This window comes from Blastopirellula sediminis (genome assembly GCF_020966755.1).
In the GTDB taxonomy this organism is placed as follows: Bacteria; Planctomycetota; Planctomycetia; order Pirellulales; family Pirellulaceae; genus Blastopirellula; species Blastopirellula sediminis.
Genome location: NZ_JAJKFT010000010.1, coordinates 2,608,165 through 2,633,698, shown reverse-complemented (window position 1 = coordinate 2,633,698; position 25,534 = coordinate 2,608,165). Strand labels below are relative to the sequence as shown.

Sequence of the window (25,534 nt, the reverse complement as noted above, 5' to 3'; positions counted from 1 at the left end):
GATGGCGACCTTCCGCCTGCGAACGAAACGGATTTACGATGAGCCTGCCAAGGGAGACGGCCTGCGGGTTCTGGCCGATCGTCTCTGGCCGCGGGGCGTCGCGAAAGCGGACGCCCAAGTTGATCTTTGGGCGAAAGAGCTGACCCCGTCTCACGATCTCCGCAAATGGCTGCACGAAGATCCTGAGCGTTACGACCAGTTCGTCGCAAAATACACCGCCGAACTTAACGATCATTCCGATCAGGTCCGACAGTTTCTCTCGGAGTATGGCGATCGAACCGTCACGCTGCTTACCGCCGTGAAGGACTTGTCTCACAGCCATATCGCCATCTTGCAGGCCTACTTGGAGCGAGCGGCAGACGACTCCGCCTAGGACGACGCTGGTCCGCATAATACGTCCTCCCGCTATTTTCGCATCGTCGAGTCGAAATATACCTGTTCGATTTCGAAACGCCCTGATGAGGAAGCCCAAAATCTGTCGATTTTTTTCGTCGGAACGCAATTCGTTTTCCGCTTAGCAAAGGGAGAGACAATCCTATTTGCGGAGGACAGAACAATGCCAGACGGATCACGAAAACGACGATTTTCCTGCGACCGAGCCAAACGAACCTGGTACGCCAAATGGCGTTCGCTTCGCTTCGCCCGCCGCTTCGGCTAAATCGCCACCGACAAACCACACGCCATCGCCGGGCCGCTTGCCTGGAAACCTGAGCTCGACCATCCCACCTTATCGAGCCGCCAACGACGACCGCTTCGCTCGCATGCGAACCATCCCCAAGAATCTTTGATTCATTCGCGCTCGTGGATCGATACAATAGGACCACGCTCCTCGTGTCTTCCCATCCACGCTCCGGTCATCCAGGCGAATGTCTACCAACGCAGCCGCCGTTCACCTCTTTGAGCTGGCCGTCGACGAAACCGCCGCGGGCAAATACCCCGAAGCGCAGCACCTGATTCAGCAGGCGCTGGCCAAAGACCCCAACTACGCCGACGCCTGGACGCAACTCGGTACGCTTCACTATCTCTGCGAAGAGTACCAACAATCGGTTCAGGCCTATTCCCGCGCCATTCAACTAGCGCCGCGCGATCCGTTGGCCTGGACCGGCCGCGGCACGTCGTACGAAAAGCTAGGGGACTACCATCAAGCGCTGGCCGATCACAACGCCGCGATCCAGCTTGACCCCAACTTGGACGCGTCGTTCGCCAACCGCGGCTCGGTCTATATCGAACTTGGCGATATGCCGGCGGCGAAAGCCGACTTTGAACGCGCCTATTTCCTCAATCCGCTGGAGCCTGACAACCTTTACCGGATGGGGCAGTACTACTTTGAAATGGGTTACTACTCCGAAGCGTACAGCTATCTCAACCAGGCGGTCGAAGCGGCGCCCGATAACGGAACCTATCGCTTCTATCGGGGCGCGACGCTCGATCATCTCGAGCGGCCTGACTTGGCGCTCCCCGATCTGAACCTGGCGATCGCGCAGTTTCCGCAATTCGCTCGCGCTTACACCTTTCGCGGTCTCGCTTATCGTTTGCTCGAGCGAAACCGAGAGGCGTTCGACGACTTCAGCGCCGCGCTGCGTCTGGGAGACCACAGCGCCGACGTTTTTGAGCACCGGGCCGACCTCTACTTTGACGCGAAACATTATGAGGAAGCGATTCGGGACTACTCGCGGGCGATCGAGATCGATCCCGACTGGATCCCCAACTACTGCAATCGGTTGCTCGCCTACAAGGCGCTCGGACAGAACGACCAAGTTCGCCGTGAGATGCACCAGATCGACCAACTCTTCCGCCGCCGCGTCACGGAGATCGCGAAAAAGGGAACGCAACTCCCGCTGGCGATCGTTATGGCCAACCAAGATCTCTACCTCCCTGGCGACACCGGCCGGTTCGCCTTTGGGGTCCTCTCGTTTGAAAAGCCGTACTGCGAAAACCCTCAGGCTCTCTCCGACCTGGCGGTTCGCGTCGGCAACCTCAAAGGAACCGTCTCTACCAACCCCGCGGAAAACGAAGTCGCGATTATGGTCTCGCACGAGATGGGTTCGCTCAATCGGCGTCGCCCCTTGCCGCGCGAGCTGACCGGCGGCCCGCTCGTCTGGTACGTCGACCTGTGGCTCCATCGTCCATTCTTGCCCAAGGGGCAATTGATCTACGGCGAGCGAGTTTTCTCGTGCATCGCCGAACCTGGCCCGACGGGGCGAGTTGAACTTTGGCCCGGTAAGTGAATCGAAGCGCGAACCTATCGTACGCATCGTCCCTCCCTGTTGGCCATGTCCAACTTTCGTGAAATCCGCGCCGACTTCGATCGCGAGACGATCGTCGTCTATCAGGCGTACAACGACGCCATCGCCGATGCTGCGCTTTCGGCCGGCCAGTTTGTCGCTCCGTTCTCCTTTCAGCGGATGACCTGGATCAAGCCTTCTTACTTGTGGCTGATGGAGCGGAGCGGTTGGGGCGCCAAGCCGAATCAAACGCGGATCCTCGCCGTGCGCATCTTGCGAAGCGGCTGGGACGCAGCGCTGCGGCAAGCGGTCCTCACTTCCTATCACAGCGGCGTCCATCGTTCGCAAGACGAGTGGCGCTCGCAGTTCGCTGATGCGATCGTCCATGTCCAATGGGACCCTGAACGATCGCTTCGCGGCAAGAAGCTCGAGTACCGCTCGATCCAGGTTGGCGTCGGACGTCATCTGATCACCGAGTACGCGGAAAAGTGGACTCGCGAAATCGTCGACCTCACGCCGCTGACCGCCAAGCTTCGTCAGTTCCGCCAAGCTGGCGACTACGACAAAGCGAAGCGATTGTTGCCGCGCGAGTCGATCTACAAGGTGGAGGAAGCGACCGCTGCGCGGCTGGGGATCGAATCGTGAAATCGAGTCTCCAATTTCGAAACCAACATTTTGTGAGACAATCTCGTCGAACGAGATCGTCTCGGCGCTTAGAATAGTACGACGCGAACCTGGCTTGCGCGTTTTTCGCACGGCTCGGTTCGCGCGTACGATTCGCCGCTTAACGCCCCACGCAAAATGAGTAAGTTTCTCGAAGCCGCGCAAGCCGTGCACTCAGGCGATCCAAACGCCGCCGATCGCTTGTTTCCGCTTGTCTATGACGAATTGCGAGCGCTCGCGTCGACCCACCTAGCTCGGGAAAAGCCAGGGCACACGCTGCAACCGACCGCCTTGGTACACGAGGCCTATTTGCGTCTCTTGGGCGACGACGAGTCGCCGACCTGGAACAGCCGCGGCCACTTCTTCTCGGCGGCGGCCATCGCGATTCGCCGGATCTTGATTGATCACGCGCGTCGCAAACAAAGCCAAAAGCGGGGAGGCGATCTCGCCCGGCACGATTTGGATGTCGTCGCAGCCGCATTGCCGGAGCCGCGTGAAGACTTGCTTGCCCTCGACGAAGCGCTCGATCGCTTGAAGCAAATCGACTCGCTCGCCGCTGACGTCGTACAACTCCTTTACTTCGGCGGACTTACGATTTCTGAAGCGGCGAAAGTCTTGGAAATTTCCCCCCGCACAACGCGTCGCCGCTGGGCGTACGCCAGGGCCTGGTTACGCCGTGAATTGGAGCAGGGCGAGGCGAACTCAGACGCTTAAAAAGTTTTTTGGCCGCGTCGCGTCCTGGTTTGCGCACATTACTCCAGGCCAGTCTTACCTCACATTGCGAAACCCCCGCGACGGTCGTTTTCCCATGAACGAACAATCGATCTTTTGCCAAGCTCTCGAACTGACCGACCCCGATCAGCGAGCGGAATATCTCGACGAAGCTTGCGGCGACGACGTTGCGCTGCGGCGACAAGTGGAATCTCTGCTGGAAGCCGACGAGCGATCGGGCGACTTCCTGAAGGTGCCCGCGATGCGTCAATTCGCTCCCGCCGCCGACGATTCGATCGATTGCAGTTCGCCAACGCGATGTGAGCCTGGCGATTCTCCGGCCGAAATCAACTTGTCGTTCTTGCAGCCTTCCGCTTCTCCCAATTCGCTCGGTTTGCTCGGGCATTACGAAGCGCTGCAAGTCTTGGGACGAGGGGGCTGCGGGATTGTGTTGAAAGCGTTCGATAACAAACTGCACCGCGTCGTCGCGATTAAAGTGATCGCGCCTGAGTTGGCGACGACGTCGCCGGCTCGCAAACGTTTTCTGCGCGAAGCGAGAGCGGCGGCGAGTCTGCACCACGAGAATATCGTCAGCATCTACTCGGTGGAGGATGAGCCGATTCCTTTCCTGGTCATGGAGTATCTCGATGGCGGAACGTTGCAAGACCGCGTCGATGAAACCGGACCGCTCGACGTGGCCGAAACGTTGCAGATCGGCCGCCAGATTGCGGAAGGTCTCGCCGTCGCCCATTCCACGGGACTCGTTCATCGCGACATCAAGCCGTGCAACATCTTGCTCGACTCCAGCTCGCAGCGGATCAAGATCAGCGATTTCGGTTTGGCGCGAACGGCGGACGACGCCAGCATTACGCAAAGCGGCGTGATTGCCGGCACTCCGTTGTACATGTCGCCGGAGCAAGCTCGCGGCGAGGCTGTCGATCCGCGTAGCGATCTGTTCAGTCTCGGCGGCGTTCTCTATTTGATGTGCAGCGGCCGACCTCCCTTCCGCGCTGCGACGACGATCGCCGTCTTGAAACGGGTGATCGAGGACGAGCCGCGCACGATCGCCGAAATCATTCCGGACGTCCCGGCTCCGCTGACGGAGTTGATCGCGATGTTGCACGCGAAGGATCCGAGCGATCGCTATCAAACGGCGGCCGAAGTCGCAAAGCAGCTGGCCGACTTTGAACGTCGCTACGCGCAAGATGGACATCTCCTCCAATCCCGAAATGAAAACAAGGTTACGCTTGCCGAAACAGGAAGACGCGATCGCCGCACCAGTAATCGATGGCCACTGGCCGCGGCGGTCGCGATTTTTCTGGTCGCCGTGATCGGCGTCGGCTGGAGCGAAGCGTCCGGAACGACCAGCTTGTCGCAAACGGTCGTGCGTCTCTTCACGAAGACCGGAACGTTGGTCGTTGAAATCGACGATCCTGGCGTTGCGGTGCGAATCGACGGCAAAGACCTGGTAATCTCTACGCCCGGCGTGCAGGAGATTCGCCTGCGGCCCGGCAAGTACCAGTTGCAAGCGACCAAGGATGGCCGACCGGTCGGCCAAGAGCTGATCACCATCACCCAGAATGGCCGCCAGACGGTTCGCGTCACGCAGGAAGGCCCGCTGAGCGTTCCGCCGGCCCAGCATTTGTTGGAACCCATGCCAGCGTTTGACGCGGGCGCCCCGGTAAGCCGAAAACCGCATTTCGCCGGCGAAGCGGGAGGGATCGGCGATTGGGTCATGGAGGGAGATGAACTGGTCCAAAAGAAGCCAGGCAAAGCGGTCATGCTGTTCGGTTCGCCCAACTGGACCGACTATGACGTCACCGTCGAAGCGAGGAGCTTGTACGCTGGTCCCAAGTCGGAAGGGAGCGCCCTTTTCTTTCGAGCCCTTTCCGATCGCGATAATTGCGTGCTGATCACCGGCAGCTATGGCGGCACCATCATGGACGTCACTAAACGGGTCCGAGGAGAATGGATTCGAATTGGTATGCCGTATGGAATCGAGCATGAATTCCGGCGGTGGTACACGCAAAAGGTGGAAGTTCGCGGCGACCATATTCGCTGCTTCGTCGATGGAAAAATGATGTTCGATCGTCATGACGATTCGCATCCGCGCGGCATGATCGGCCTCGGTTCGCACAACACGGTCACGCGTTGGCGCAATCTGAAAGTCACCGCGCCCGATGGGACGGTCCTGTGGGAAGGTTTCCCCGACGTGCCGACCGGCGAATACAAGTCGCAGGCGACCTGGAATGATTTCCAGCTCGGCAGCTACGCTCTGTCGTGGAAGGGTTCGACCATTCGCACGCTCGACAAGACCTATCATCACGGCGAGACGCCAGACAACCCAAACATGCAACTTTGCGAAGTTTCAATTGACGCTCCGCAAGAGCTGCTTCCCACCGACTTGGAACCGTTCGCCGTCGCTCGCAACTTGCGCAAGTTGGAGTTTCGTTTTCCTGAAATCACCGATGCGACGATTCCCTTCTTGTCGCAACTGAAACAGCTGACCGAGTTGAATCTCGAAGGATCGGGGATCTCGCAAGCAGGCTATGAACAACTGAAAACCGCACTACCCGACTGCAAGATTCAGTGGAAGCTGCTCGAAGCGAAGGAGTAGCGACGTAGCTTCGATCCTCCCTCCCTGTTGAGGAATGACCTAATCGAATGGTCATTCCTTTGCGCTCTTCGGCAAAACGTTGCATTTGCTTGCAAACGGCGCCGAACCGGCCTAATCTGTCGGCATGAACATCACCTCCAAAATCACCGCCGCGTTCGCTGTTTCGCTTCTCTCCTTGGGCCTGGCGATTGCCGAAGAGCCCGCTTCCGGTTCGCTGCCGAAAGCGTTCATCGACGGGACCGGCGACGGCTGGCGTTCGCTCGGCGAAGAAGACTTCCAGAACGTCAACTGCTTTGAAGATACTTGGACCTTCAAAGACGGCGGCATCCAGTGCACCGGCAAACCGGTCGGCGTGATGCGTTCCAAGAAGGAGTTCACCAACTTCGAGTTGGTGCTGCAGTGGAAGCATCTGAAATCGGGGGGCAACTCCGGCTGCTTCGTCTGGACCATTCCGGCCGAAGTCGAAAAGCTGACCAAACCGGGCCTGCCGGCCGGCGGCATCGAAGTGCAGATTCTCGATCACGGCTACAAAGACTCCTACAAAAAATCGACCGGCAAAGAAGGAGATTGGTTCAGCACCAACGGCGACATCTTCCCGGTCGGCAAGTCGAAGCTGACCCCCTTCCCTCCTCTGTCGCCCAACGGCTCGCGCAGCTTTCCTTCTAAGGAGCTGAGCAAAGGAGTTGGCGAGTGGAATCACTACTACGTCCGCGCGATCAACGGCGAAGTCCGCTTGTGGGTCAACGGCGAAGAAGTCTCCGGCGGCAACAACGCGGTACCGGCGACGGGCTACCTTTGCCTTGAATCGGAAGGAAGCCCGATCGAATTCCGCAACATCCGCATCCGCGAACTGCCGTAAAGCGGACACGAGGACAAGCGAATCTCCAAGGGTGCGATCAGTCGCACCCTTTTTTTGCGCCCTCTCTTAACTAGCCCGCAGAGCAAGCAAGGGAATGCGGCGCCCATCTCCCTTCGACAGGATCACCAGCGCAACGAATTGCCAAACACCGATTCGGCCGAATTCAACGTCAACGTTTTTTGGCGATGCGCAATCCCAGGGCTGCATCGCCTGCGGCGATTCCACCCTGGGCTGCTTTAGCGCCGCCCCGTTCGGGCTGAGGAGTGGACTGGACCACGAAACTTTTTTTCGCTTCGGCGCGGAGTCGACTTCAAACCGCATTTTTTTGGGCTCCGCAGTGGACTGGACTGCAGCGCATTTTTTTTTAAGCCGGAGTGGACTGGACCATTAGCAGTTCAATTCTCTCTTCAGCCCCAACGGGGCGGTGCTAATATAGCCCGGGGTAAGTCGCCGCCAGGCGACGCAGCCCCGGGTCAAGTCTGCCGATCCATCGCAAGCCCCAATGGGGCGATCTAAACCGGAAATTGCTAAGTCCAACGTCAACGCTCAATTGCGCCCGATTTTCCCAGGGCTGTCGCCCTGGGCTAGGTTAGCGTCGCCCCGTTGGGGCTGAGGAGTGGACTGGACTGCAAAACTTTTTTCACTTCGGCGCGGAGTGGACTTCAAGCCGCATTCTTTTGGCTCCGCAGTGGACTGGACCGCAGCGCAATTTTTTTTCGCGTCGGAGTGGACTGGACTGCGTAATTTTTTTTCTGGGCCCGTTTTAGCCGCTCTGGATCCCACACAAGAACGGCGCGACGCGCTCGCATCGAAAGCGATCGGCGGCGCCAGTCGCATTTCCATGCAAGTTTCGCAAACGGCGAACGGGCAGACTCCGGCACATCCTAGCGCTAGAACGCTGGCGTCATTTCGACGTTATTCATCCGTCAGACTGGGCGGAACCCATCAAACGCCGACCTCGCATCCAACGACAATTGGGATCGCCAATTCCGTTTTCGCGAGCGCGTACCTGCTGATTTCTCGACGGTTTCGAGAACGAAGGGAGGGCTCAACGCCTGTACAAATTTATACTACAATCTCAACCCGCAGGTCAAGAGAGAATTCAACCACTGGTCAGGGGCGGAGCTCGGCGGAACGCCTTACTCCGAAGAGAAGGACTTTCCATCAACGATGAGCAATTAGGAGACGAGAAAGCCTAAGGACGTTCGCGCAGCGAGTCAAGATAAGCGAGCGTCTCCTCCCGATCACGCACGCGCCACGCATCCTTGTAGTCATAGGACGTCGTACGAAAGACCTCGACGGAACGGACGATCTGATCACGGATATCGTCGACGCCCGTCCACTCAGGAAAGCTCTCTAACTGCAGCTTTACGTCGCGTGGTTCCATCCAATGAATGCCGGAGTTCTGGACTTCGAGAATGATGAACGATTGATCGCGCGACAGATAATGCCCTGCCTGCGGCGCTTCATTGCCATGGTCAAACGGGCGTTCCTGCAACGGTCCCCGCGCCACCGCCACGTAGATCGTCTCAAGGATGTGGGGCCTTCGCTCCGAAGTGAAGGCCCCAGCGACGTCGGAGGGATTCGGGAATTTCGCCCCGTCATCTCGCCGCGTTCCATCTCGCAAGTCGACATTCGCTTCGCCGTTCCAGGCAGAGTCGAGATCATATGCGTCATAGAAGCCATTGGATTCGACCATGGGAACGATCAGCACTCGCCAGCTATGGAGCGGAGTTCCCTCGGCGTCGGTCACAACCAGCGGGGGAAAATCGTTGAACAAATCCCGATAGTTATAGACTGCCCGCGCTATCGTTTCTAAATCGGCCTGGCTCTTCGCCTGATAGGGAAAGCAGCAGGAAAAGGCCGCGGCACCCAGCAGCAAGACGACAATCAGGCCCATCATCCCCCGCGTGAGTCGTTGGAAGGTGGACAATAGTCGCGGCATACTCAATCGGTACGCAGAGAAAACGAGACGGGGATCTTCACACGCGTCGCCACGTTGCGTCCTTCGCTTTGCGCCGGCGTGAACTTCCACTGTTTTACCGCCAGCAGCGCCGCCTGATCCAGTCGTTCGAATCCGCTCGACTGAAAGATTTCGACTTCGGCCACTTCGCCGGTCGCCGAAATCGTGACCCGCAAGATAACCCGTCCCTCTTCGCGGCGACTACGGGAAGTGGGCGGATAGCCAGGCGCTGCGTTCGTCGGCGTAGGTTGCGGCGGAACGTCGATCCGTGCGCCGGCGACGCTATCGACGGTCGGGGGCGACGCTTCGGCGACGACCGACTCCGGGAGCGGCTCTTTCGTCGCTTCGCGGCGGGGGAGCGTTTCGGATGGTTGGGTTTCGGCCGGAGTCGGCTGCGACGCCGCTTCTTTTCGCGACATGGCGGCCGGGGCGCTGCGCGGCGTGAAGATCACCTCCGACGACTCAAGCGGCAGCGGAATCGCGGTCGGCTGCTTTTGCAGATCGAGCGGCGCCTCTTCGGTCGTTTCGTCGCTCCCCTCCGCCGTCTCGATCACTTCGATCTCGACCGCCGGGGCGTCTTGCAGCTGCGACTCGGCCGAAGCCATCGTCGCGGTCAGCGTGACCGTTCCGCCGGCGTCGACCTGATGCCGCCAACTTTCGGGCCGGATGCTCCATGACACCAGCGCCGCCGCCGCTGCGACGTGCAAGGAAATGCTGGTGAAGTACGAGATTGTGGAAGTCCGAGCGAGCATCGAGCGTGAAAGCAAATACGGCGAAACAGGAGCGGGACCAACCCGCTCTGACAAAGAGTCCAGATTAGCTGAAGAGGGCCTTAGCGTCGACCTGGAGCGTTAGGGGGCGGAGGAAGCGATCCCCTGCCAAATCGACTTCGCGAGATCTACATCCTCCGGCGCGTCGAAGTAAATCGACAGATGGACGTAGCCATCGGCGTCGGCGACGAAGCAGTAGAGCGCATGGACGTCGACGCCGTCATGATCCTCGACCAGACGATAGGCGATCCGGAGCAGCTTTCCCTCTTTCAGCTCTTGATAGTCAAAGGCGTCCGGGTCCCGGTCACGGGTCAGATCGCGGAGAAGCTCAAAGGACGAATCGTAATCTTCCGGAATCCCCCAGACGCTAGCGTAGATGGTGACGCCGGGGCGCCACAGCACCATCTGGCCATCTTCTTCCAGCCGCTTGTTGAAGCGCAGGGGCAAATCGAGCGACCAGCGATCGGTGAGCGCAAAGACGCCGGGCTCCAGAATCGGAAAGTCCGGGTGCAACAGTTCGTCCGCTTCAAACGGACTTTCGACGGCGATCAACTCCCCCTCGTCTCCTTCTCGCGCGAAGGCGCTGCCGATCGGCGAGTCGAGCAGCGGAATCACTTCGCGATCGTAGTTGGCGATCGTGTTGACGTCGTACACCTCCAGGTTGTCGGCGTCGTTCACATAATCGTCCGATTCGTCGCCGGCGAAGAACCGCCAGCCGCTGTCATCCGGATTGGAAGGAGGTTCGCGATACATATAGCCGACCGGCTGACCGTCGACCGTGATTCGATCGGTGGCGATGCAGCCTCCCATCGGCTCAATGAGCGACTCGATCTGATCCGCGGCCAAGCGAAACTTCTTTTCAGTCATGCAGATTCGATTCCTGCGAAGATCAACGCGCCGCGACTACTCGCCGCAGCAAGGACAAACTTCAGGGACAAAGACGGTCAACGTCGCCGAGTAAGCGGTCTCGTCATAGTCGGCCGTCTTTTCATCGAGAGCATGATGATGCGCCACGACCAGGTACTGGTCGCCGGTGGTCGGCGTGAACGAGGCGATCCCTTGGGCGTCGGTTTTGCGTTCGAAGTTTTCGTCGAACTCCGGCTTCAGCGTCTGCCGCCGCGGGATGAACGAAACGACCGCGTCCGCTAAAGGCTTGCCGTGAAGTAGCAATTGAACGGTGATCGGCTGCCCCGGTCCCATCGGCGCAACCGGGCTAACCTGCGGTACGAGCTCCAACGGGTGTCCCTGCGGCTTGTCGTACCCGGGAACGTTTTCAGCAACTTTGTCCAAACTGTCTGTAACAAGGAAGTACGCTTTTCCGCTTTTGAGAGTACGAACTGGATGGCCGTGATTTACGAGCTTGTCCAAAGAGTGGGAAACCAAATAGAGGCCGGGCTTTGCGGCCGCGAACTTGGCGTTCCAGTATCCCTCTTTGGGCGCGTAACCGACGTCAACCAGCTCGGGAATAAGGTCAAATTCCTTACCACTAGGACCCGCGATAGCCAGCTTGCAGTCGGTCAAATCGATCTTGCTCGCTAGTTTAAAATCGCGATGATCATTGCCGTGATTCCCGAGTTTGAGGTCGACGTAAATCGCATCCCCAGTCCGGATTACATTTGAGTTGGTTTCGACCCATGTATCGTGCGCACACAGAGGCGTAGAAACGCACAATACGCATAAAAGTGCCCGTAGGTACATTCGTGGAAACCCTCAAAAGCCGAGAAAATCTACGGCCCGACTTGAATTCGAGCCGTAGAATAAAAATGATGTACTTTCCGCTACATGATACCTGCGGCGCTGGTCCCTAGCGATCCGCCCACTACCCACCATACCAAAATGCCTACCACACTTGCTCCCGTGCCTCCCAAGCACGAGGAGTTTTCGATCGAAGAATTGATCGACGCTTACGAAAAGGGTTCTTCTGAAATCCGCGCCGCGATCGCGGGCATGACCGAAGAGGAAATCGCCGCCAAGCCGGTTGATGATATGTGGAGCACGCTCGAGGTCGTTTGCCACCTGGCCGACTGCGAGCAATTCTACGCCGATCGAATGAAGCGGACCGCCGCGACCGATCGACCGGAATTGATTGAAGTTGATGGCTTTCGCTACAACGACGCGATGGACTATCAGCATCACGACCTGGAAGAAGAACTGCTGCTGATCGAAGCGACCCGCCGCCAAATGGCTCGCACCTTGCGACTGTTGCCGCGTGACGCCTGGAATCGCGAAGCGACCCTCAGCGAGCTCGGCACCCTGACGCTGCGTCACCTGGTGCTGCACGCGATCAATCACGTCCACCACCATTTGGAGCACGTGAAAGAGAACCGGAAGGCTCTTCGCTAACAAATCAGATTAAAATACCTCAAGGTAAGCGGCCGCACTTTGCGGCCGTTTTTTTCCCTCGAGTGATTCCGCTCTGGATCATCCTTGCCGCGGCGAGATGCTCCACTCGCCGAGCGACTTGCCGTCGAGCGACGTCGCTGTGATCTTCAGTTCTTTGCTATCGGCCCGACCGCGGATGATCGTTCCGCCGCTCAAGCTCGGCCCGCCGCCGACCATCTGTCCATAGGCCCGCTCATCGGTCGGCGCATCATAACGGAAGCGATGGGTGTGCCCGCAAATGAGTAGCTGGGCGCCTGCCTTCGCCAGATGTGGATGCCACGCTCGTTGCGCTTGGCGACAATAGCTGGCGTAACCTTCCAAAGTGTCGCCGGGGTTGTCGCCGGGAAGTCCCCAGAGCGGAATGTGGCAGAAGATCACCAGGTAGGGCGCCGATGCGATCTCGGCACGCTGTAGCGTTTCGGCCAGCCACGCTCCTTGCGCTTCGCGATACGGCTCGAAGTTGGCTAGCCCCGCGAAGACCGGATGCGCGTCCGGCTTATCTTCTCCGGTATCTAAACCGATCAAAGCGAGCGGACCTTGCCGCACCGCGAAGTTGCGTCCCAAAGCGCCTTGATCCGGCCAATCGAGCAGCGCCGCCGACAACGCGCGAGCGTGCGATCCGCGAACGTCATGATTGCCGCTGGTAAACAGAATCGGCCGGGTCGACGCGTACGGCGCATCGGCGGGACGCAATACTTGGGCGACGATCTGATCATCGCTGCGAATGTCGTTGAAGATGTCGCCGTTCCAAACGGTCACGTCGGCCGGATCGGCGGCCAACTGCGACGTCGCCGCTTTCAACACTTCCAGCTTCTCGTGCGTGTCGTTGATCACGGCGAACGATGCGGCGGCCGCATCGGCGCTCGGAGTCTCGAACGCGTAGACCTCACTCTCAATTGGGTCGCCTTGTTCGATCCTATAGGCGTTGGCGAAGGTGATCGGCGTCGTCACCGTGCGGTAGTAGATCTTTTTCCCTGGCGTCAGTCCGGTGAGACGGGCCTGTAGGAACCGACTGCTGAGCGGGTTCAAACCAGTTTCCGGAGCGTAAGCCCGCTGCCCCAACTCGGGCGTCTCTCCATATTCCACATAGCCGGTCGCCAGCCGATTGACCGACCACGCGACCGCCATCGCGCTGGACGTCGGGTTTTGCAAGACCGGCGGTCCCGGTTGCAGCGTGACTTCGCTTTCCGCCGCTTCCGTAGGCGCGGCGAGCGCCGCCAAAGCGCCGGCGCCAACGGCCAAAGTCGACATCTGGGTGATGAATTCGCGCCGATCGGCACGCGGGGCAGGATCGCTCATGGGGAAGGATTCCGAGAGGGCGGGATGGTTCAAAGCGGCGTGCGAAAAGGCAGAATGCGCAGCCGCGATTCTCCCGGTTTAACCGCCCGCAGTGGGTACGTAAAGTCTTTCCCCCAAAGCGACCGGATCGCCGGGCAACAGACGCCAAACTTCGGCAACCTGCCGATCATATCACGAGTCAACTAGCGATAGCTGTAGTCGTCGCGCGACTCGTTGATCAGCCCGATCTGGCGAATCGCTCCCATGTGATAGGCCAAATGCGCGACCGAGGCGAACGCGCCGGTCAGCATCGTCTGGTCCCAGTCGTGCGGACATTCGCACGCTTCAAGCCAGACGCGGCCGAGCGCTTCGATCTCGGCGATCGTGGCGTGCCAGTCGGTGTCCCGGATCTCGCGAACTTGCCACGCCGCGGTCCAATCGGCGTTGGCGAACGCGTCGGTTTCGCCGCGCAAGGTCGCCTCGATCAACGAGAGGTGATACCGAAGATGTTCGGCATGTGCCGCGATCGGCATCCGGCCCGGGGCCGGTGGAGTCGACGCTTCGAGCGCCGAATAACGATAGAGTAAACGTATCAGCCCGGGGTCGTTTCGGTTGATAAACCAACTTCCCTCCGGCTTGCCGCCGTCCAGCGCTTCGCCCAAGAGAGCCTTGAGCGATTGCGCGATCATATCCGCAGAAACCATCGCATTAGATCCGCCTAGGACCTGCTGGAAGTTCTACGTCGTCGCCGCTACCTCCTGCGATGGCATTCGACTTTCGGCTAGAGACGTGTCGATTTCCAGCTTCATCGTCACGCTCCAGCGCCCTTCTTTGTCCCCTTGGATCCACCAATGCGGCATCATCACCACGCTTTGGTGAACCAATTCAAAGCCCCCTTCCGATTGGCTGACCGTTTCGATCGGGAAGGTCCAAACGCTGGTCGGCTGATCAGCCTCCCAACGGACGTCGACCCCGAGCCACTCATCGATCATACCCAGCGTCGTCGTCTGGTGCAGGTCCAACCGCTGACCGAGCTGTCCCAAGCGATCGTCTCCTTGATGGAAGAAGCGATCGTCGGCGCCTGACGGCAGACCGGCGAAATTCATTTCGACCGCAAAGTGCATCGGCTGATCTTGCGGGACCCCTTCGATCAGATAGGCGAGCTCCAGCGTCGAGCTGCCGGCCGAAAGGGTTATCCCCTTGGTGATCTTCAGCGGCACGCCCCAGGCGTTCCCTTCGCGGCTCATCTGCACTTGAATGCGATCGGGATTGCGGCGAATCTTCGCTTCGTAAGCGCCGTGGACGAAGTCGCCCCGTTCCTGCGCTTCGCCATTGGCGACCAGCGGCGCCGGTACGTCGTTGTCGAAGAAATGATCGACCAGGCTCTTGCGCGCGTACGAGTCGTACTGCAAACGTTCGTCGAGTCCTGCCTGCTTGAAGACGACGCGATCATGGATGCTCGCGACTTCGCCGCCGGCCGACGACGGTCCGGCGAGCACCTTGCGGTGATACGCTTCCGGTCGACGCGTGAGAGTCGCCAGCAGATTGTGGCAGATGGTACGAACGTCGAGCTCGTACATCATTCCACCCTGCGAAGGAGCGAAGAGCGCGAGCAGCTTTTCATCAACCAGCTTCACCTCTTGGCGAGCGTCAAAGTTGAAGTCGGCCGCTTCCGCGTCAATGAACGAACCGGGCTGACCGATCGCCGAGTCGATAATGTTGTCGGCCGCGATCAGATGGTTGTAGACGGCGTTCCGGAGGTGAGGCAGATAAACGCCGCCGAACGCCCCGTGCCAATAGCTGCAATTGCACTGCCCGCGATAGAGTTCGGTTTGTGCGTAATCGAGCAGATGTTGATCGGCGCCGCTCTTGCGACGCGCCAGATCCAAGCGCTTGCTGACCGCCATCATGCGGCTGTACATCTCGTCGGTTTCGGGATAGCGAATTTTGAAGTTCCGCCAATAACCGCCGCGGACGAACTGCTTGATGCGGGGCCAGTTCGGTTCGTGCTCCAGTTCGTGAACCAGGTCTTCGTACGCGACCTGCTGCGGAACCGGGAGAACCCACTCGGTCATTTCGCGGTAGCTGCCTTCCGGCAGGAAGACCTTACCGACCGGCGGCAGCGAATCGACCGCTTCGGCGAGCGTGGTGGTGTGGAGCCAATCCTGGTTTTGCTCCAGCGCCGTAAAGAAGTTATGCAACCAGCCGCGATCGTAGACGTGCGCCTTCGTGTCAGGCCACGTGCCGAACTTCTCACCATCGTCTCCAAAGACGACGACGCTGTTCGGATGATTCTCGGCGATGCCGCGCAGATAATCGATCGTCTCTTGCGGCTCGGCGAACGGCAGCAAGTATCGCATCCGTTCGCTGCCGGGGAAAATCGACAACACCTGGCCCGCTTCTTCAGTGACGTAATAACCGTACAGCTTGTCCTGCTGCACGCCGGCGTTCTTGAAGTGGAAGTCGTCGAGCAGCGTGTAGCGAATGCCGGCGTCAGCGATGTCGGAGGTTAGCTGCTGCTCCCAAACGCGTTCCGGCATCCACATCCCGCCGATCGTCGCGCCGAGTCGATTCTCGAGCCACTGCGTGTAGCTGCGAATCTGACCAACGCGATCGCGACCCGGAATCATCGTCAGGATCGCTTCGTAGAAGACGCCGCCGATGATCTCGATGCGGCCTGCGCGAACATGCGCGGCCAGGCGATCAAGATATTCGGGATGATGAATGTCGAGCCATTCCATCAACGGTCCGCTGGTATGCAGACCGATTTTGATCGCATCCGAAAAACGATCGAAGACGTCGAGGAACGGCAGATAGCTGTCTTGATATGCCTGCTCAAAGACGCCGTCAAAGTTGCCGATCGGTTGATGATTGTGCAGGACAAGGCAAAGGCGGATCGAGTTGCTCATCGCTTGGTCGTTCAAGAGGAAGGTGAATACGACAGCTAACTTTGCAAATCGGCAAAGCCGCCGACGAGGGGAGCGCTTTTCCAGGTTGCGGTCGGCGCCGACAAGCGACGATTCGCAACAGTCCGCCCTACTTCGCCAGTCGCATCAGCTCCGCAGCTCGTTCCGGCGGAACAGGATTGACGAACATCCCCGTCCCCCACTCAAAACCGGCTTGCGTCGTTGCGCGCGGCAAAATCACTAACCGCCAGTGATAGTAGGCCTGCGCATTTATGTCAAACGGAGACGTGTGAATCAGATAGTTGTAAGCCGAGAATTCTAACGCTTTTTCGATCTGCGCCAGGCAGCGTTGAGTAAGCTGGGCAAGCTGTTCCAATCGAGTAAGATCAACCCCGCAAAAATCGCTACTCGCTTGCCGCGGCAGAATCCACGTTTCCAGCGGCACGCGCGACGCGAAGGGGCAGAACGCGACGAAGTCGTCGTCTGCATAGACGATACGTTCAGCCGCAGCCAACTCGCGCTCGATCAGTTCGGCCCAATAAGAGCGGCCATAGTGGTGGAAATAGTCGCGGCTGGCGTCCAATTCCTTTTGCACATGCAGCGGCGTCCGCTCGGTCGCCATGATCTGGCTGTGACTATGCTCCAGCGAAGCTCCCCCCGCAGCGCCGACGTTCTTAAAGATTTGCGCATAGTTGCAACGACCAGCCTCTTTTAGGGCGGAGAGCCGAGTCTGATAGGCGACGAACGTTAGGCGAGCGTTCTCGGCTGGTAGTTCGGTGAAGCTGGCCAGATGCTCCGGCGTCTCGATCACCACGTCCTGCCAACCATGCGCCGTCTGACTGGGGAAGAAGGGATCGTCAGGGTGGGTTTCGCTCACCTCTCCCGACATGTCGAACGCCGGAAAGCGGTTCGCCACGACGCGCACTTTCCAGCCGGGTCCATTGGGGGGCGAACCTTCCGGGCGAGCCGCCCATAACTCCGGAGTCGTCGAAACTTCCGCTCCTTCGCAAAATGGGCAATCAAGCGGCTTGGCCGTCGGCAGAGCATGATCCCATTGATGGGGCCGTTCGGCGCGGCGCGCGGCGATGACGACTTCGTACCCTAACAGAGGCTCGCGGCGAATCTCGCTCATAAGATCGGTGTGAGCATCCTTGTGAAGTTGCGTCTCATTTCCCGGTTAGCCGCGATAGCTCCGCTATCGGGGCCGACGAAGTCGGCGGGAAGCGTCAAGCCGAAGCTCGCTTTCTAGCGGCGAAACGATTGTCGTTGGAGCATGCGCACCTCCCCATCGCGATGCGTCGGGGATGGATGCTTCCTGCGGCTGCGCCGACCCGATAGCGGAGCTATCGCGGCTAACCTACAGCAAGACGCCAAACGCTAGTTTAGCGTTTCTTCTTGTTGCCGCTGACCTTGCTCTGCTTGCGGGCGGCCGTCTCTTCAAACAGTCGAACGTACTCGGCAGCGCTTCGTTTCCACGACCAATCCTGGGCCATGCCGTTATCAACGATCTTCTTCCAGGTCGCTTTGTCGGTTTGATACAGTCGGCAAGCTCGCTGCAGCGTGTCGGCGAGCGCGTGCGAGCTGTATTCGCGGAAGCTGAAGCCGTTCGCCGAACCGTCCGCCAAACTGTCTTCGTCGGCGTCGGTAATCGTATCGGCCAGACCGCCCGTTTCGCGCACGACCGGCACGGCGCCATACTTCAAGCTATAGAGCTGATTCAAACCGCACGGCTCGTACAAGCTCGGCATCAAGAACATGTCGGCGCCCGCTTCGACGCGTCGCGCTTTCGCTTCGCAGAACTCAACCTTCACGCCGACCTTGTCGGGATATTGCTCGGCAAGCTGGGCCAGTTGCGTCTGGTGTCCCGGTTCGCCGGTGCCGAGGATGACCCACTGCGTGTTTCGCGTGCGAGCCCATTCCTGAATCACTTCGGCGACCAGGTCGAAACCTTTTTGATCGGCCATACGACCGACCATGCCGATGATCGGCGCTTGAGGATCGGTCGGCAGGTTGAATTCTTGCTGAAGCGCCTTCTTGCAGGCCGGCTTCCCCATTTCCCAATCGCCGAGGCCATACTTCACGGCGATCGCGTCGTCGGTCGCCGGATCCCACTTGTCGTAGTCGACGCCGTTCACCACGCCCGACAAGACGTTGGCGCGATCACGCAGTACGCCTTCCAGACCGCAACCGAGCGGGCTGCTTTGAATCTCTTGGGCGTAACGGGGGCTGACGGTGCTGATCGAATCGGCGAAGACGATGCCGGTCTTCAGGAAGTTCAGATGGCCGTAGAACTCCATCTGATGCATGTTGAAGTACTTCCAGTCGAGTCCGGTCAGGACCATGTCCCAGTGCCAGAAATTGCCCTGGTACGCCATGTTGTGAATCGTCAGCAACGTGGCGATCTTTTCGTAGCCATGCGTCGCGGCGTATTCGATATCGAGATAGGCCGGAGCCAGGCCGGTTTGCCAGTCATTGCAGTGAATGATGTCGACCGGCAATTCGAGCAACCGAATCGCTTCCAGGATCGCGCGCGAGAAGAAAACGAAGCGTTCGCAATTGTCTTGGTAGTCTTCGCCGTCTTCGCGGTATAACTGAGGGCGATCGTAGTATTCGTCGTTCTTGACCAGATAGACCGGAATGTCCGATCCCGGCAAAAAGCTTTTCAGCAATTGGCCGCTGACGACCTTGCTTCCGATCGGCAAGTCGAAATGGATGGGCAGCTCTTCAATGGGCTGACCGCATGTAAAGCACTGCCGAAACGCGGGCATGATGACCGCGACATCCTGGCCCAAACGTCGCAATTCTAAGGGAAGAGAACCGCAAACGTCTGCCAAGCCGCCGGTTTTGGCGAACGGGTATACCTCACTGCTGGCGAGTAGAATATTCAAAGTCGCCAAACTCCTGGGGCGGGGCTATCTAAGGTGGAGACAGCAAAGTTGCGAAAAATAATACCACACAGATAGGCGCTTTGGTAAGACAACAGGAAAGACTGGGGGTTTCCGAAATCTGCGCAAACAGTGTGCTCTGCAAAATATTCAACGATTGTACTAGCGTGCCGACAAACTCAAACCTCTTTTGGCTAAAGTGTTGCACAGTATCGGTTTACTTGCAAATACCTCTATTTTGACGCCGAGGAAGGGGGCAGGTTACGCAATCTGCCTGCGTATTTGAACTTACGCCCGTGGGGAGGGCACTAACCTTTGTGCGGCGACTTCCGACCAAGTCCGGAGGCCAATCAGGGCGGGAGTGAATTGCAGGGCGTTAATATACCGTTAAATCGAATCCTTTGCGGCGTAACTTCGCCTTGAATCCCCTACCAGAGCGGCCGAACTTCAAGAAAAAATTTTCATGAAAATTCGCGGACTTGACGTCGAAAACCTGACCTCCCTCTATTTCGACCGGATCCACCGGGCGGCGCTGCTGATGTGCGGCAACGCCTGGGATGCCGACGATCTAGCCCAAGAGGTCTTTTTGATCGTCGCCAACGACCCGACCAAGTTTGAAGGACGGAGTAGTCCCTACACCTATCTGTACGGGATTCTGCTGAACTTGGAGCGCCGATTGCGCCGCAAAAGGCGGATGCATCAGGAAAAAACCGAGAAGCTGGCCCAGCAGCAAGACGGGTCGGCCGCAGCGGTCGCAGCGGATGTGCCGGTCGTATCGGAAGAATGGAAACGGAGCCTCTGGAGCCTGGCGGCCGAGCTGCCTGACGGTCAACGTCAAGCGATCGTCCTCCGCTTTGGCGAAGAGCTCCCCTACCAGGAGATCGCCGATATCCTCGGCTGTCCCTTGGGAACGGTGAAGAGTCGCATTTTCCATGGATTGGGTACCCTCAGAAAACTGGTTGCCGAAAGCCCCGGCCAACTACGCGAGATCCCTCGCGAACTTGGAGATTCACGATCCGATGCCATCTGAACCACGAATTTTTGATCCCGGCGATTTCGACGACGCTTCGCCCGAAGCCGATCTGCCGGAAGTTGAACTAACCGACGAAGCGTGGGAAACCGCCGCGCTTCCCGACGACCTGTTGCTGTTGGGTGATCAACTCCGCTGCGACGCCTTGCGTCTGCACGAGTCGAATCGTGCCGATCGCGTGCAGCGTGAACTGCTGCAACCGGAACGTGCGCAGCGAGCCGAGTTGGCCGCTCCTCCCCGCGGACCGTCCCCTTGGCGGGCGCTGCTGTGGATGCTGCCGGTCGCGCTGGTCACTGCCGCGCTCGTCTGGAATGGTCGCCCGGCGTCGCCGCCGACCCCGGTTGCGCCCCATGTCGCCGTGACGCCGATCGTCGCGCCGCAGGTCGACTTTTCGCCGAACATTCACCAGGTTTCCTTGCCGGCTCCGCAGCCGGTCCAACAAGGTCCTAACGCCGCTGAACTCGACGCGCTGCTCGACTTGATGCAGCACGACGCCGCTTCGGTCGCCGTTTCGCTGTAATTCGCCCATGACTTTGACGTCGACAATTCGATTCGCAGCAATCCTGCTGGCGTTGTCCGCCTGCGGCTTGGCTACCGGCCTGGTCTGCGCGGAAGAGCTGCCGCAGTTCGAAGCTGCCGCGAAGAAGCTGACCGACGCCACCGTCACGGTCCGGATGATCGCGCTGCCGGCCGCGCCGCAAGGCGCAGAGGCCGATCCGCTCGCCAAGCAACCCAACTCGCCGTCGCGGGTCACCGTTTGCACCGGCGTCGCGATTGCGCCCAAGCGCATCGTCACCTGCCTCCGCTACGAAGCTGGGAGTCGCCTCCGCGTGACGCTGGCTGACGGTCGTCAGGCCGACGCGCAGTTGAAAGTGATCGACCATTTCTCGACCCTGGCGATTCTCGAGCTGACCGAACTGGAAGTCCCCGCGATCACGCTGTCGCCGAAAGAACCTGCTTCTGGCCGCTGGGTGATTTCGGCCGCTGGTTGGGGCGCCGCTCAAGCGGTGCAAACCTTCGGCATGCTCGGAGCGGTCGACCGCAAAATCCCCGGGGCCGAACTTCCGCCGCTGCTCGAGTGCGATCTCCGCGGCGCTGCAACCGCGGCTGGATCAGGGATCGCCAATCCTGACGCCACGCTCGCCGGCATCGTCGTCGCCGTGCAAAAGCCGAATGACGACGCTCCCCGTACGTATGCTGTCCCCAGCAAACATATTGAGCGGCTGCTCGCTTCGGAGGCGGCCGACAAAGTAGTCGTGCTGCAGCGCCGGCGTCCGACGCTCGGTCTGACGTTAACCGCCGGCGAAAAAGCGGAAACGGTCGTGGTCGAGAAAGTCGAAGAAAACGGCCCTGCCGCTCAGGCCGGCATCGCCAAAGGAGACCAGGTCCTCGCGGTCGACGGGCTCTACATTCGTTCCGTTTACCAGGCGATCGGCCCGGTCCTCGCCAAGCAGCCCGGCGACAAGATTCGTCTGAAAGTGCTGCAGGGAGAAAAGCTGGCGACGATCGACGTCACGCTCGGCGGCGGCGTGGAGTTTCCGAATCAAATCGCGCTACTCGGCCCCGATCGCCGTTTGCTCAACGATCCGCGGATCGAACTGGCTCGCCTGGCCGCGAAAGAAAGAGAGCCGCGCGATCCGCTCGCCGTGATGGAAGCGGCCGGCGAAGACGAACAGCCGGTCGATCCTCGCGACGAGCAAATCGAAATTTTGCAACGCGCGATCGATCGCTACGCCAAGCTGATCGAGTTCTACCAGCAACAGCTGGACGCCGAACGCGAAAAGGTGAAGCAGCTGGAAGCCGAAAAGTAACCGAACGGACGGTTAGCCGCGATAGCTCCGCTATCGAGGCCGACGTAGTCGGCGGGAAGCATCAGGCCGAAGCTTGAGTTCTAGCGGAGGAAGGCTCGTCGTTTGAGCGTGCGCACCTCCCCATGGCGATCGCCGGGGATTGATGCTTCCTGCGGCTGCGCCGCCCCGATAGCGGAGCTATCGGGGCTAACCATGCGACGTATCAAACGACGGTCGCTTACAGCAAACCGTCCAACTCGTCGACCAACCCTTCGAAGTGGGCCAGCGCCGTATCGACGGCGGCCGGTTGTTCCATGTCGACCCCGGCGTCCCGCAGCAGGTCGAGCGGATACTTCGAGCAACCTCCCTTCAGGAAGTTCAGGTAATCGTTCAGCTCGCTCGCGCCGCCGTTCAGCACTCGCTTGCTCAGCGCGATCGCGGCCGAGAGCCCGGTCGCGTACTTGTAAACGTAGAACGCGCGGTAGAAGTGCGGAATCCGGAAGCATTCGAGCGACAGTTCGTCGTCGATCGCGAAGTCCGGACCGAAGTACTTCTTCAAGAGGCCGAGGTACGCTTCCTGGAAGGTTCGCACCGTGAGCGGTTCGCCCGCTTCGCACATCGCGTGCGTGATCTTCTCAAACTCGGCGAACATCGTCTGGCGAATGATCGTGCCGCGGATCGCGTCGATGTCGCGGTTGACCAGGTAGGCCCGCTGCTTGTCGTCGTCTGCGTTTTCCTGCATGTACTGGCTGAGCAGCTGCTCGTTGAACGTGCTGGCCACTTCGGCGACGAAGATCGTGTAGTTGTAGTACTGATACGGCTGATTGCCGGCCGAATAGTAGCTGTGCATCGAGTGCCCCGCTTCGTGAGCGAGGGTGAAGACGTCGTCCAGCACGTCCGGCTTGTAGTTCATCAGGATGTAGGGCGCCCCGTCGAACGTCCCGCAGCTGAACGCGCCGCTTTGCTTGCCGGCGTTCGGATAGCGATCGCTCCAGCGAGCGGTCGTCAACCCTTTCTTCAGGACGTCGCAATATTCATTGCCGAGCGGAATCAGGGCGTCCATGATCACCTCGACCGCTTCGTCCCACGAGTGACGCGTCTTGATGTCGCTCAGGATCGGGACGTAGGTGTCGTAGTGATGAATGTCGCGGAGCTTCATTTTGCGGCGACGCAGATCGTAATAGCGATGCAGCGCCGGCAAATGGTTGTGCACTGACTGGATCAGGTTGTCGTAGACCGATTGCGGCACGTCGTCAGCATACAGGGCCTGGTGAATGGCGCTGTCGTAGCCGCGAACCTTGGCGTAGTAGACGTCGCGCTGGACCGAGCCGGAGAGGGTCGCGGCCAGAGTATTTTCGTGCGCCTTGAACTGGGCGTAATACTGGTGGAACGCCGCTTTGCGAACGTTACGGTCAGGCGAAACGAGGAACTCGCTCAGGTTCGAGTTCGCCAATTCGACCTCTTCGCCATGCTCGTTCTTCAGCGTGCCGAACTTCAAGTCAGCGTCGAGCAACTGGCGAAACGCCTGGCCGGCGGCCGACGACATTTCGCTCTGCATCGCCAGGATGCGCTCTTCTTTTTTGCTCAGCGTATATTTCTTGTAGCGGGTCATCCGTTCGACCATCAGTCGATACGGCTTCATCGGCTTTTCGTCGAGCAGTTCGCCGAGCCGTTTGGAGGAAATCGCCTGGATCTCGGGCGAAATGTAACTAGCGGCCTGACCCAACTTGCTGGCGACCGATTGGTAACGAGCGATCCGCCGCTGCGCTTCGTCGTCGGCCTGGTTTTCGGTCGTCTTCAAAAAGGCGTAGGTGCCGATCCGTTCGGCCAGCCGATCGACTTCCAGATCAAACTTCAAACAGGCGGCCAACGCGGCGCCGCTTTCGGCCAAGGTCCCTTTGAATTTCTCAAACCCAGCTTCTTTTTTGGCCAGTTTGGCGAAGTCCTTTTCCCACGCTTCCGGCGAGTCGTACAAGCTCGTGAGATCCCAGGTATCGCCAACGGCGACTTCCGAGCGTTTGGGGAGAGATTTCGACTTCGTTTTCGGGGACTTCTTCGCAGTTTTCTTCTTGGCGGCCATTCTTATCCTCGGCAATTTGTAGCGGTTCTGGTCGCAATCGTAACGCCACGGGCCCGCTGCGAAAAGAGAGAACCTGGCAAAGATTTACCGCATCGTCAGAAGAATGGAACAACAGCTCCACGGCAAGTCGCGGTCAGATCAAAAACGGCGGCCCATCTTTGGATGTCGCAGGATTAGGCAAAACGTCAGGAGGATCGTCGCTACGAATCGCGGGGGCCAGGGCCTTTAATGGTTTCATCAGGACTGACCAACGTCAGGAACAGACAACCAAAAAGGACCCCGATCCGATGTTTACCGCCAAAGCCTACGCCGCCGCTAGTAAAACTTCGCCGCTGGCCGGAACGACCATTGCACGCCGGACCGCGACCGAGCGCGACGTGCAGATCGAAATCCTCTTCTGCGGCATCTGCCACTCCGACATTCACTATGCTCGCGACGAATGGCATGAAGTGATGCCGGCCGTTTATCCGGCCGTCCCTGGGCATGAAATCGTCGGTCGCGTCGTCACCGTCGGCTCGGCAGTCAGCAAATACAAGCCGGGCGATCTGGTTGGCGTCGGCTGTTTGGTCGACTCGGATCATACGTGCCCCAACTGCCGCGAAGGGCTCGAACAATTCTGCCCCGGTCAGGTGCTGACCTACGGTTCGCCCGATCGGCATGGGACGGCGCCGGTCACCTATGGCGGCTATAGCGACTCGATCGTCGTCGACGAGCGGTTCGTCCTGCGCATTCCCGAAAACTTGGATCTGGCCGGGGCCGCTCCCCTGCTCTGCGCCGGGATCACCACCTATTCGCCGCTGCGACATTGGGGCGTGACCAAGGGAAAAAAGGTGGGGATCGTCGGCCTTGGCGGCTTGGGACACATGGGGGTGAAACTCGCGCATGCGATGGGCGCCCATACGGTCGTCTTTACGACCTCGCCGAGCAAAGTCGAAGACGCCAAACGGCTGGGCGCTGACGAGGTGGTGATCAGCAAAAACGTGGACGAGATGAACAAGCATGTCGGCAGCTTCGACTTCATTCTCGACTGCGTCGCCGCCCAGCATGACATCAACGCCTACATCCAACTACTGACCCGCGACGGCAACATCACCATGGTCGGCGCCCCGGACAAACCGCTCTCGGTCAACGTCTTCGGCCTGATCATGGGACGCCGCAGCTTCTCCGGTTCCCCGATCGGCGGCCTGGCCGAAACGCAAGAGATGCTCGACTTCTGCGGCCAGCACAACATCACCGCCGACGTCGAAGTGATCCCGATCCAAAAGATCAACGAAGCGTACGAACGGATCGTCAAGAGCGACGTGAAGTATCGCTTCTCGATCGATATGGCTTCGCTGAAAGCGGAGTAGTCCGGGTTTGCTACGACTGGAAAATT

21 protein-coding genes are annotated in these 25,534 nt (G+C 59.3%); 11 read left to right on the top strand and 10 right to left on the bottom strand.

The window, feature by feature from the left end; all coding sequences use genetic code 11:
- The first annotated feature begins 1 nt into the window (after nt 1).
- The 6 genes from LOC68_RS22315 to LOC68_RS22290 all read left to right on the top strand — a co-directional run bounded on the left by LOC68_RS22315 (nt 2) and on the right by LOC68_RS22290 (nt 7,075).
- Nucleotides 2-373, top strand: coding sequence for a DUF488 domain-containing protein (locus LOC68_RS22315; protein WP_230222846.1), 372 nt, complete (start codon nt 2-4; stop codon nt 371-373).
- Between the two features lie 493 nt (nt 374-866).
- Nucleotides 867-2,228 carry a tetratricopeptide repeat protein gene (locus tag LOC68_RS22310; protein ID WP_230222844.1) on the top strand — a complete coding sequence of 454 codons (1,362 nt, stop codon included), beginning with the start codon at nt 867-869 and terminating at the stop codon, nt 2,226-2,228.
- Nucleotides 2,229-2,273: 45 nt separating this feature from the next.
- The gene (locus LOC68_RS22305; RefSeq protein ID WP_230222842.1) at nt 2,274-2,870 is read left to right on the top strand and encodes a DUF4291 domain-containing protein; all 597 of its coding nucleotides are present in this window, start codon (nt 2,274-2,276) and stop codon (nt 2,868-2,870) included.
- Nucleotides 2,871-3,026: 156 nt separating this feature from the next.
- Nucleotides 3,027-3,602: an ECF-type sigma factor gene (locus LOC68_RS22300; RefSeq protein ID WP_230222840.1), complete on the top strand. Its 576-nt coding sequence runs from the start codon at nt 3,027-3,029 to the stop codon at nt 3,600-3,602.
- A gap of 94 nt (nt 3,603-3,696) precedes the next feature.
- Complete coding sequence (locus LOC68_RS22295) at nt 3,697-6,216, top strand: serine/threonine-protein kinase (RefSeq protein ID WP_230222838.1); 2,520 nt, start codon at nt 3,697-3,699, stop codon at nt 6,214-6,216.
- 124 nt (nt 6,217-6,340) lie between these two features.
- A complete protein-coding gene (locus LOC68_RS22290) occupies nt 6,341-7,075 on the top strand; it encodes a 3-keto-disaccharide hydrolase (RefSeq protein ID WP_230222836.1) in 735 nt (244 codons plus the stop codon).
- Between the two features lie 1,195 nt (nt 7,076-8,270).
- Here LOC68_RS22290 and LOC68_RS22285 read toward each other — a convergent pair.
- The 4 genes from LOC68_RS22285 to LOC68_RS22270 all read right to left on the bottom strand — a co-directional run bounded on the left by LOC68_RS22285 (nt 8,271) and on the right by LOC68_RS22270 (nt 11,506).
- The gene (locus LOC68_RS22285; protein ID WP_230222834.1) at nt 8,271-9,020 is read right to left on the bottom strand and encodes a DUF1559 family PulG-like putative transporter; all 750 of its coding nucleotides are present in this window, start codon (nt 9,018-9,020) and stop codon (nt 8,271-8,273) included.
- Nucleotides 9,021-9,022: 2 nt separating this feature from the next.
- Nucleotides 9,023-9,790: an energy transducer TonB gene (locus LOC68_RS22280; RefSeq protein ID WP_230222832.1), complete on the bottom strand. Its 768-nt coding sequence runs from the start codon at nt 9,788-9,790 to the stop codon at nt 9,023-9,025.
- A 99-nt stretch (nt 9,791-9,889) separates the two neighbouring features.
- Nucleotides 9,890-10,675 (bottom strand): DUF2185 domain-containing protein, encoded by a 786-nt coding sequence (locus tag LOC68_RS22275; RefSeq protein ID WP_230222830.1) that lies wholly within the window; start codon nt 10,673-10,675, stop codon nt 9,890-9,892.
- Between the two features lie 36 nt (nt 10,676-10,711).
- Nucleotides 10,712-11,506, bottom strand: a complete 795-nt coding sequence (locus LOC68_RS22270; protein WP_230222828.1) for a DUF4198 domain-containing protein — start codon at nt 11,504-11,506, stop codon at nt 10,712-10,714.
- 138 nt (nt 11,507-11,644) lie between these two features.
- Here LOC68_RS22270 and LOC68_RS22265 point away from each other — a divergent pair, with 138 nt between their 5' ends.
- Nucleotides 11,645-12,151 (top strand): DinB family protein, encoded by a 507-nt coding sequence (locus tag LOC68_RS22265; protein WP_230222827.1) that lies wholly within the window; start codon nt 11,645-11,647, stop codon nt 12,149-12,151.
- A 78-nt stretch (nt 12,152-12,229) separates the two neighbouring features.
- Here the strand turns inward: LOC68_RS22265 and LOC68_RS22260 are convergent, their stop codons facing one another.
- The 5 genes from LOC68_RS22260 to glgA all read right to left on the bottom strand — a co-directional run bounded on the left by LOC68_RS22260 (nt 12,230) and on the right by glgA (nt 19,262).
- Complete coding sequence (locus LOC68_RS22260; protein ID WP_230222825.1) at nt 12,230-13,489, bottom strand: metallophosphoesterase; 1,260 nt, start codon at nt 13,487-13,489, stop codon at nt 12,230-12,232.
- A 182-nt stretch (nt 13,490-13,671) separates the two neighbouring features.
- Nucleotides 13,672-14,172 carry a hypothetical protein gene (locus LOC68_RS22255; RefSeq protein WP_230222823.1) on the bottom strand — a complete coding sequence of 167 codons (501 nt, stop codon included), beginning with the start codon at nt 14,170-14,172 and terminating at the stop codon, nt 13,672-13,674.
- A gap of 33 nt (nt 14,173-14,205) precedes the next feature.
- On the bottom strand, nt 14,206-16,377 hold the full coding sequence (locus LOC68_RS22250; protein ID WP_230222821.1) for an alpha-amylase/4-alpha-glucanotransferase domain-containing protein: 2,172 nt from the start codon (nt 16,375-16,377) through the stop codon (nt 14,206-14,208).
- 127 nt (nt 16,378-16,504) lie between these two features.
- Nucleotides 16,505-17,506, bottom strand: a complete 1,002-nt coding sequence (locus LOC68_RS22245; RefSeq protein WP_230222819.1) for a galactose-1-phosphate uridylyltransferase — start codon at nt 17,504-17,506, stop codon at nt 16,505-16,507.
- 250 nt (nt 17,507-17,756) lie between these two features.
- The gene (gene glgA, locus LOC68_RS22240; RefSeq protein WP_230222817.1) at nt 17,757-19,262 is read right to left on the bottom strand and encodes a glycogen synthase GlgA; all 1,506 of its coding nucleotides are present in this window, start codon (nt 19,260-19,262) and stop codon (nt 17,757-17,759) included.
- A 460-nt stretch (nt 19,263-19,722) separates the two neighbouring features.
- Here glgA and LOC68_RS22235 point away from each other — a divergent pair, with 460 nt between their 5' ends.
- The 3 genes from LOC68_RS22235 to LOC68_RS22225 are packed head-to-tail and all read left to right on the top strand — an operon-like array spanning nt 19,723 to nt 22,100.
- Nucleotides 19,723-20,289: an RNA polymerase sigma factor gene (locus LOC68_RS22235; protein ID WP_230222816.1), complete on the top strand. Its 567-nt coding sequence runs from the start codon at nt 19,723-19,725 to the stop codon at nt 20,287-20,289.
- A complete protein-coding gene (locus LOC68_RS22230) occupies nt 20,279-20,809 on the top strand; it encodes a hypothetical protein (RefSeq protein WP_230222814.1) in 531 nt (176 codons plus the stop codon). The genes LOC68_RS22235 and LOC68_RS22230 overlap by 11 nt, the downstream gene beginning before the upstream one ends.
- Before the next feature lie 7 nt (nt 20,810-20,816).
- The gene (locus LOC68_RS22225) at nt 20,817-22,100 is read left to right on the top strand and encodes a S1C family serine protease (RefSeq protein WP_230222812.1); all 1,284 of its coding nucleotides are present in this window, start codon (nt 20,817-20,819) and stop codon (nt 22,098-22,100) included.
- 217 nt (nt 22,101-22,317) lie between these two features.
- On the opposite strand, the gene pepF is transcribed toward LOC68_RS22225, so the two are convergent.
- Nucleotides 22,318-24,159, bottom strand: coding sequence for an oligoendopeptidase F (pepF, locus tag LOC68_RS22220; RefSeq protein WP_230222810.1), 1,842 nt, complete (start codon nt 24,157-24,159; stop codon nt 22,318-22,320).
- Nucleotides 24,160-24,446: 287 nt separating this feature from the next.
- On the opposite strand from pepF, the gene LOC68_RS22215 reads away from it, so the two are divergent.
- On the top strand, nt 24,447-25,508 hold the full coding sequence (locus tag LOC68_RS22215) for an NAD(P)-dependent alcohol dehydrogenase (RefSeq protein ID WP_230222808.1): 1,062 nt from the start codon (nt 24,447-24,449) through the stop codon (nt 25,506-25,508).
- Nucleotides 25,509-25,534: the final 26 nt, after the last annotated feature.

Bases quoted from the DNA above. Each gene is read 5' to 3' on its own strand.
- LOC68_RS22315 (WP_230222846.1), top strand. From the start codon at position 2: ATGGCGACCTTCCGCCTGCGAACGAAACGGATTTACGATGAGCCTGCC.
- LOC68_RS22310 (WP_230222844.1), top strand. From the start codon at position 867: ATGTCTACCAACGCAGCCGCCGTTCACCTCTTTGAGCTGGCCGTCGAC.
- LOC68_RS22305 (WP_230222842.1), top strand. From the start codon at position 2,274: ATGTCCAACTTTCGTGAAATCCGCGCCGACTTCGATCGCGAGACGATC.
- LOC68_RS22300 (WP_230222840.1), top strand. From the start codon at position 3,027: ATGAGTAAGTTTCTCGAAGCCGCGCAAGCCGTGCACTCAGGCGATCCA.
- LOC68_RS22295 (WP_230222838.1), top strand. From the start codon at position 3,697: ATGAACGAACAATCGATCTTTTGCCAAGCTCTCGAACTGACCGACCCC.
- LOC68_RS22290 (WP_230222836.1), top strand. From the start codon at position 6,341: ATGAACATCACCTCCAAAATCACCGCCGCGTTCGCTGTTTCGCTTCTC.
- LOC68_RS22285 (WP_230222834.1), bottom strand. From the start codon at position 9,020: ATGCCGCGACTATTGTCCACCTTCCAACGACTCACGCGGGGGATGATG.
- LOC68_RS22280 (WP_230222832.1), bottom strand. From the start codon at position 9,790: ATGCTCGCTCGGACTTCCACAATCTCGTACTTCACCAGCATTTCCTTG.
- LOC68_RS22275 (WP_230222830.1), bottom strand. From the start codon at position 10,675: ATGACTGAAAAGAAGTTTCGCTTGGCCGCGGATCAGATCGAGTCGCTC.
- LOC68_RS22270 (WP_230222828.1), bottom strand. From the start codon at position 11,506: ATGTACCTACGGGCACTTTTATGCGTATTGTGCGTTTCTACGCCTCTG.
- LOC68_RS22265 (WP_230222827.1), top strand. From the start codon at position 11,645: ATGCCTACCACACTTGCTCCCGTGCCTCCCAAGCACGAGGAGTTTTCG.
- LOC68_RS22260 (WP_230222825.1), bottom strand. From the start codon at position 13,489: ATGAGCGATCCTGCCCCGCGTGCCGATCGGCGCGAATTCATCACCCAG.
- LOC68_RS22255 (WP_230222823.1), bottom strand. From the start codon at position 14,172: ATGGTTTCTGCGGATATGATCGCGCAATCGCTCAAGGCTCTCTTGGGC.
- LOC68_RS22250 (WP_230222821.1), bottom strand. From the start codon at position 16,377: ATGAGCAACTCGATCCGCCTTTGCCTTGTCCTGCACAATCATCAACCG.
- LOC68_RS22245 (WP_230222819.1), bottom strand. From the start codon at position 17,506: ATGAGCGAGATTCGCCGCGAGCCTCTGTTAGGGTACGAAGTCGTCATC.
- LOC68_RS22235 (WP_230222816.1), top strand. From the start codon at position 19,723: ATGAAAATTCGCGGACTTGACGTCGAAAACCTGACCTCCCTCTATTTC.
- LOC68_RS22230 (WP_230222814.1), top strand. From the start codon at position 20,279: ATGCCATCTGAACCACGAATTTTTGATCCCGGCGATTTCGACGACGCT.
- LOC68_RS22225 (WP_230222812.1), top strand. From the start codon at position 20,817: ATGACTTTGACGTCGACAATTCGATTCGCAGCAATCCTGCTGGCGTTG.
- pepF (WP_230222810.1), bottom strand. From the start codon at position 24,159: ATGGCCGCCAAGAAGAAAACTGCGAAGAAGTCCCCGAAAACGAAGTCG.
- LOC68_RS22215 (WP_230222808.1), top strand. From the start codon at position 24,447: ATGTTTACCGCCAAAGCCTACGCCGCCGCTAGTAAAACTTCGCCGCTG.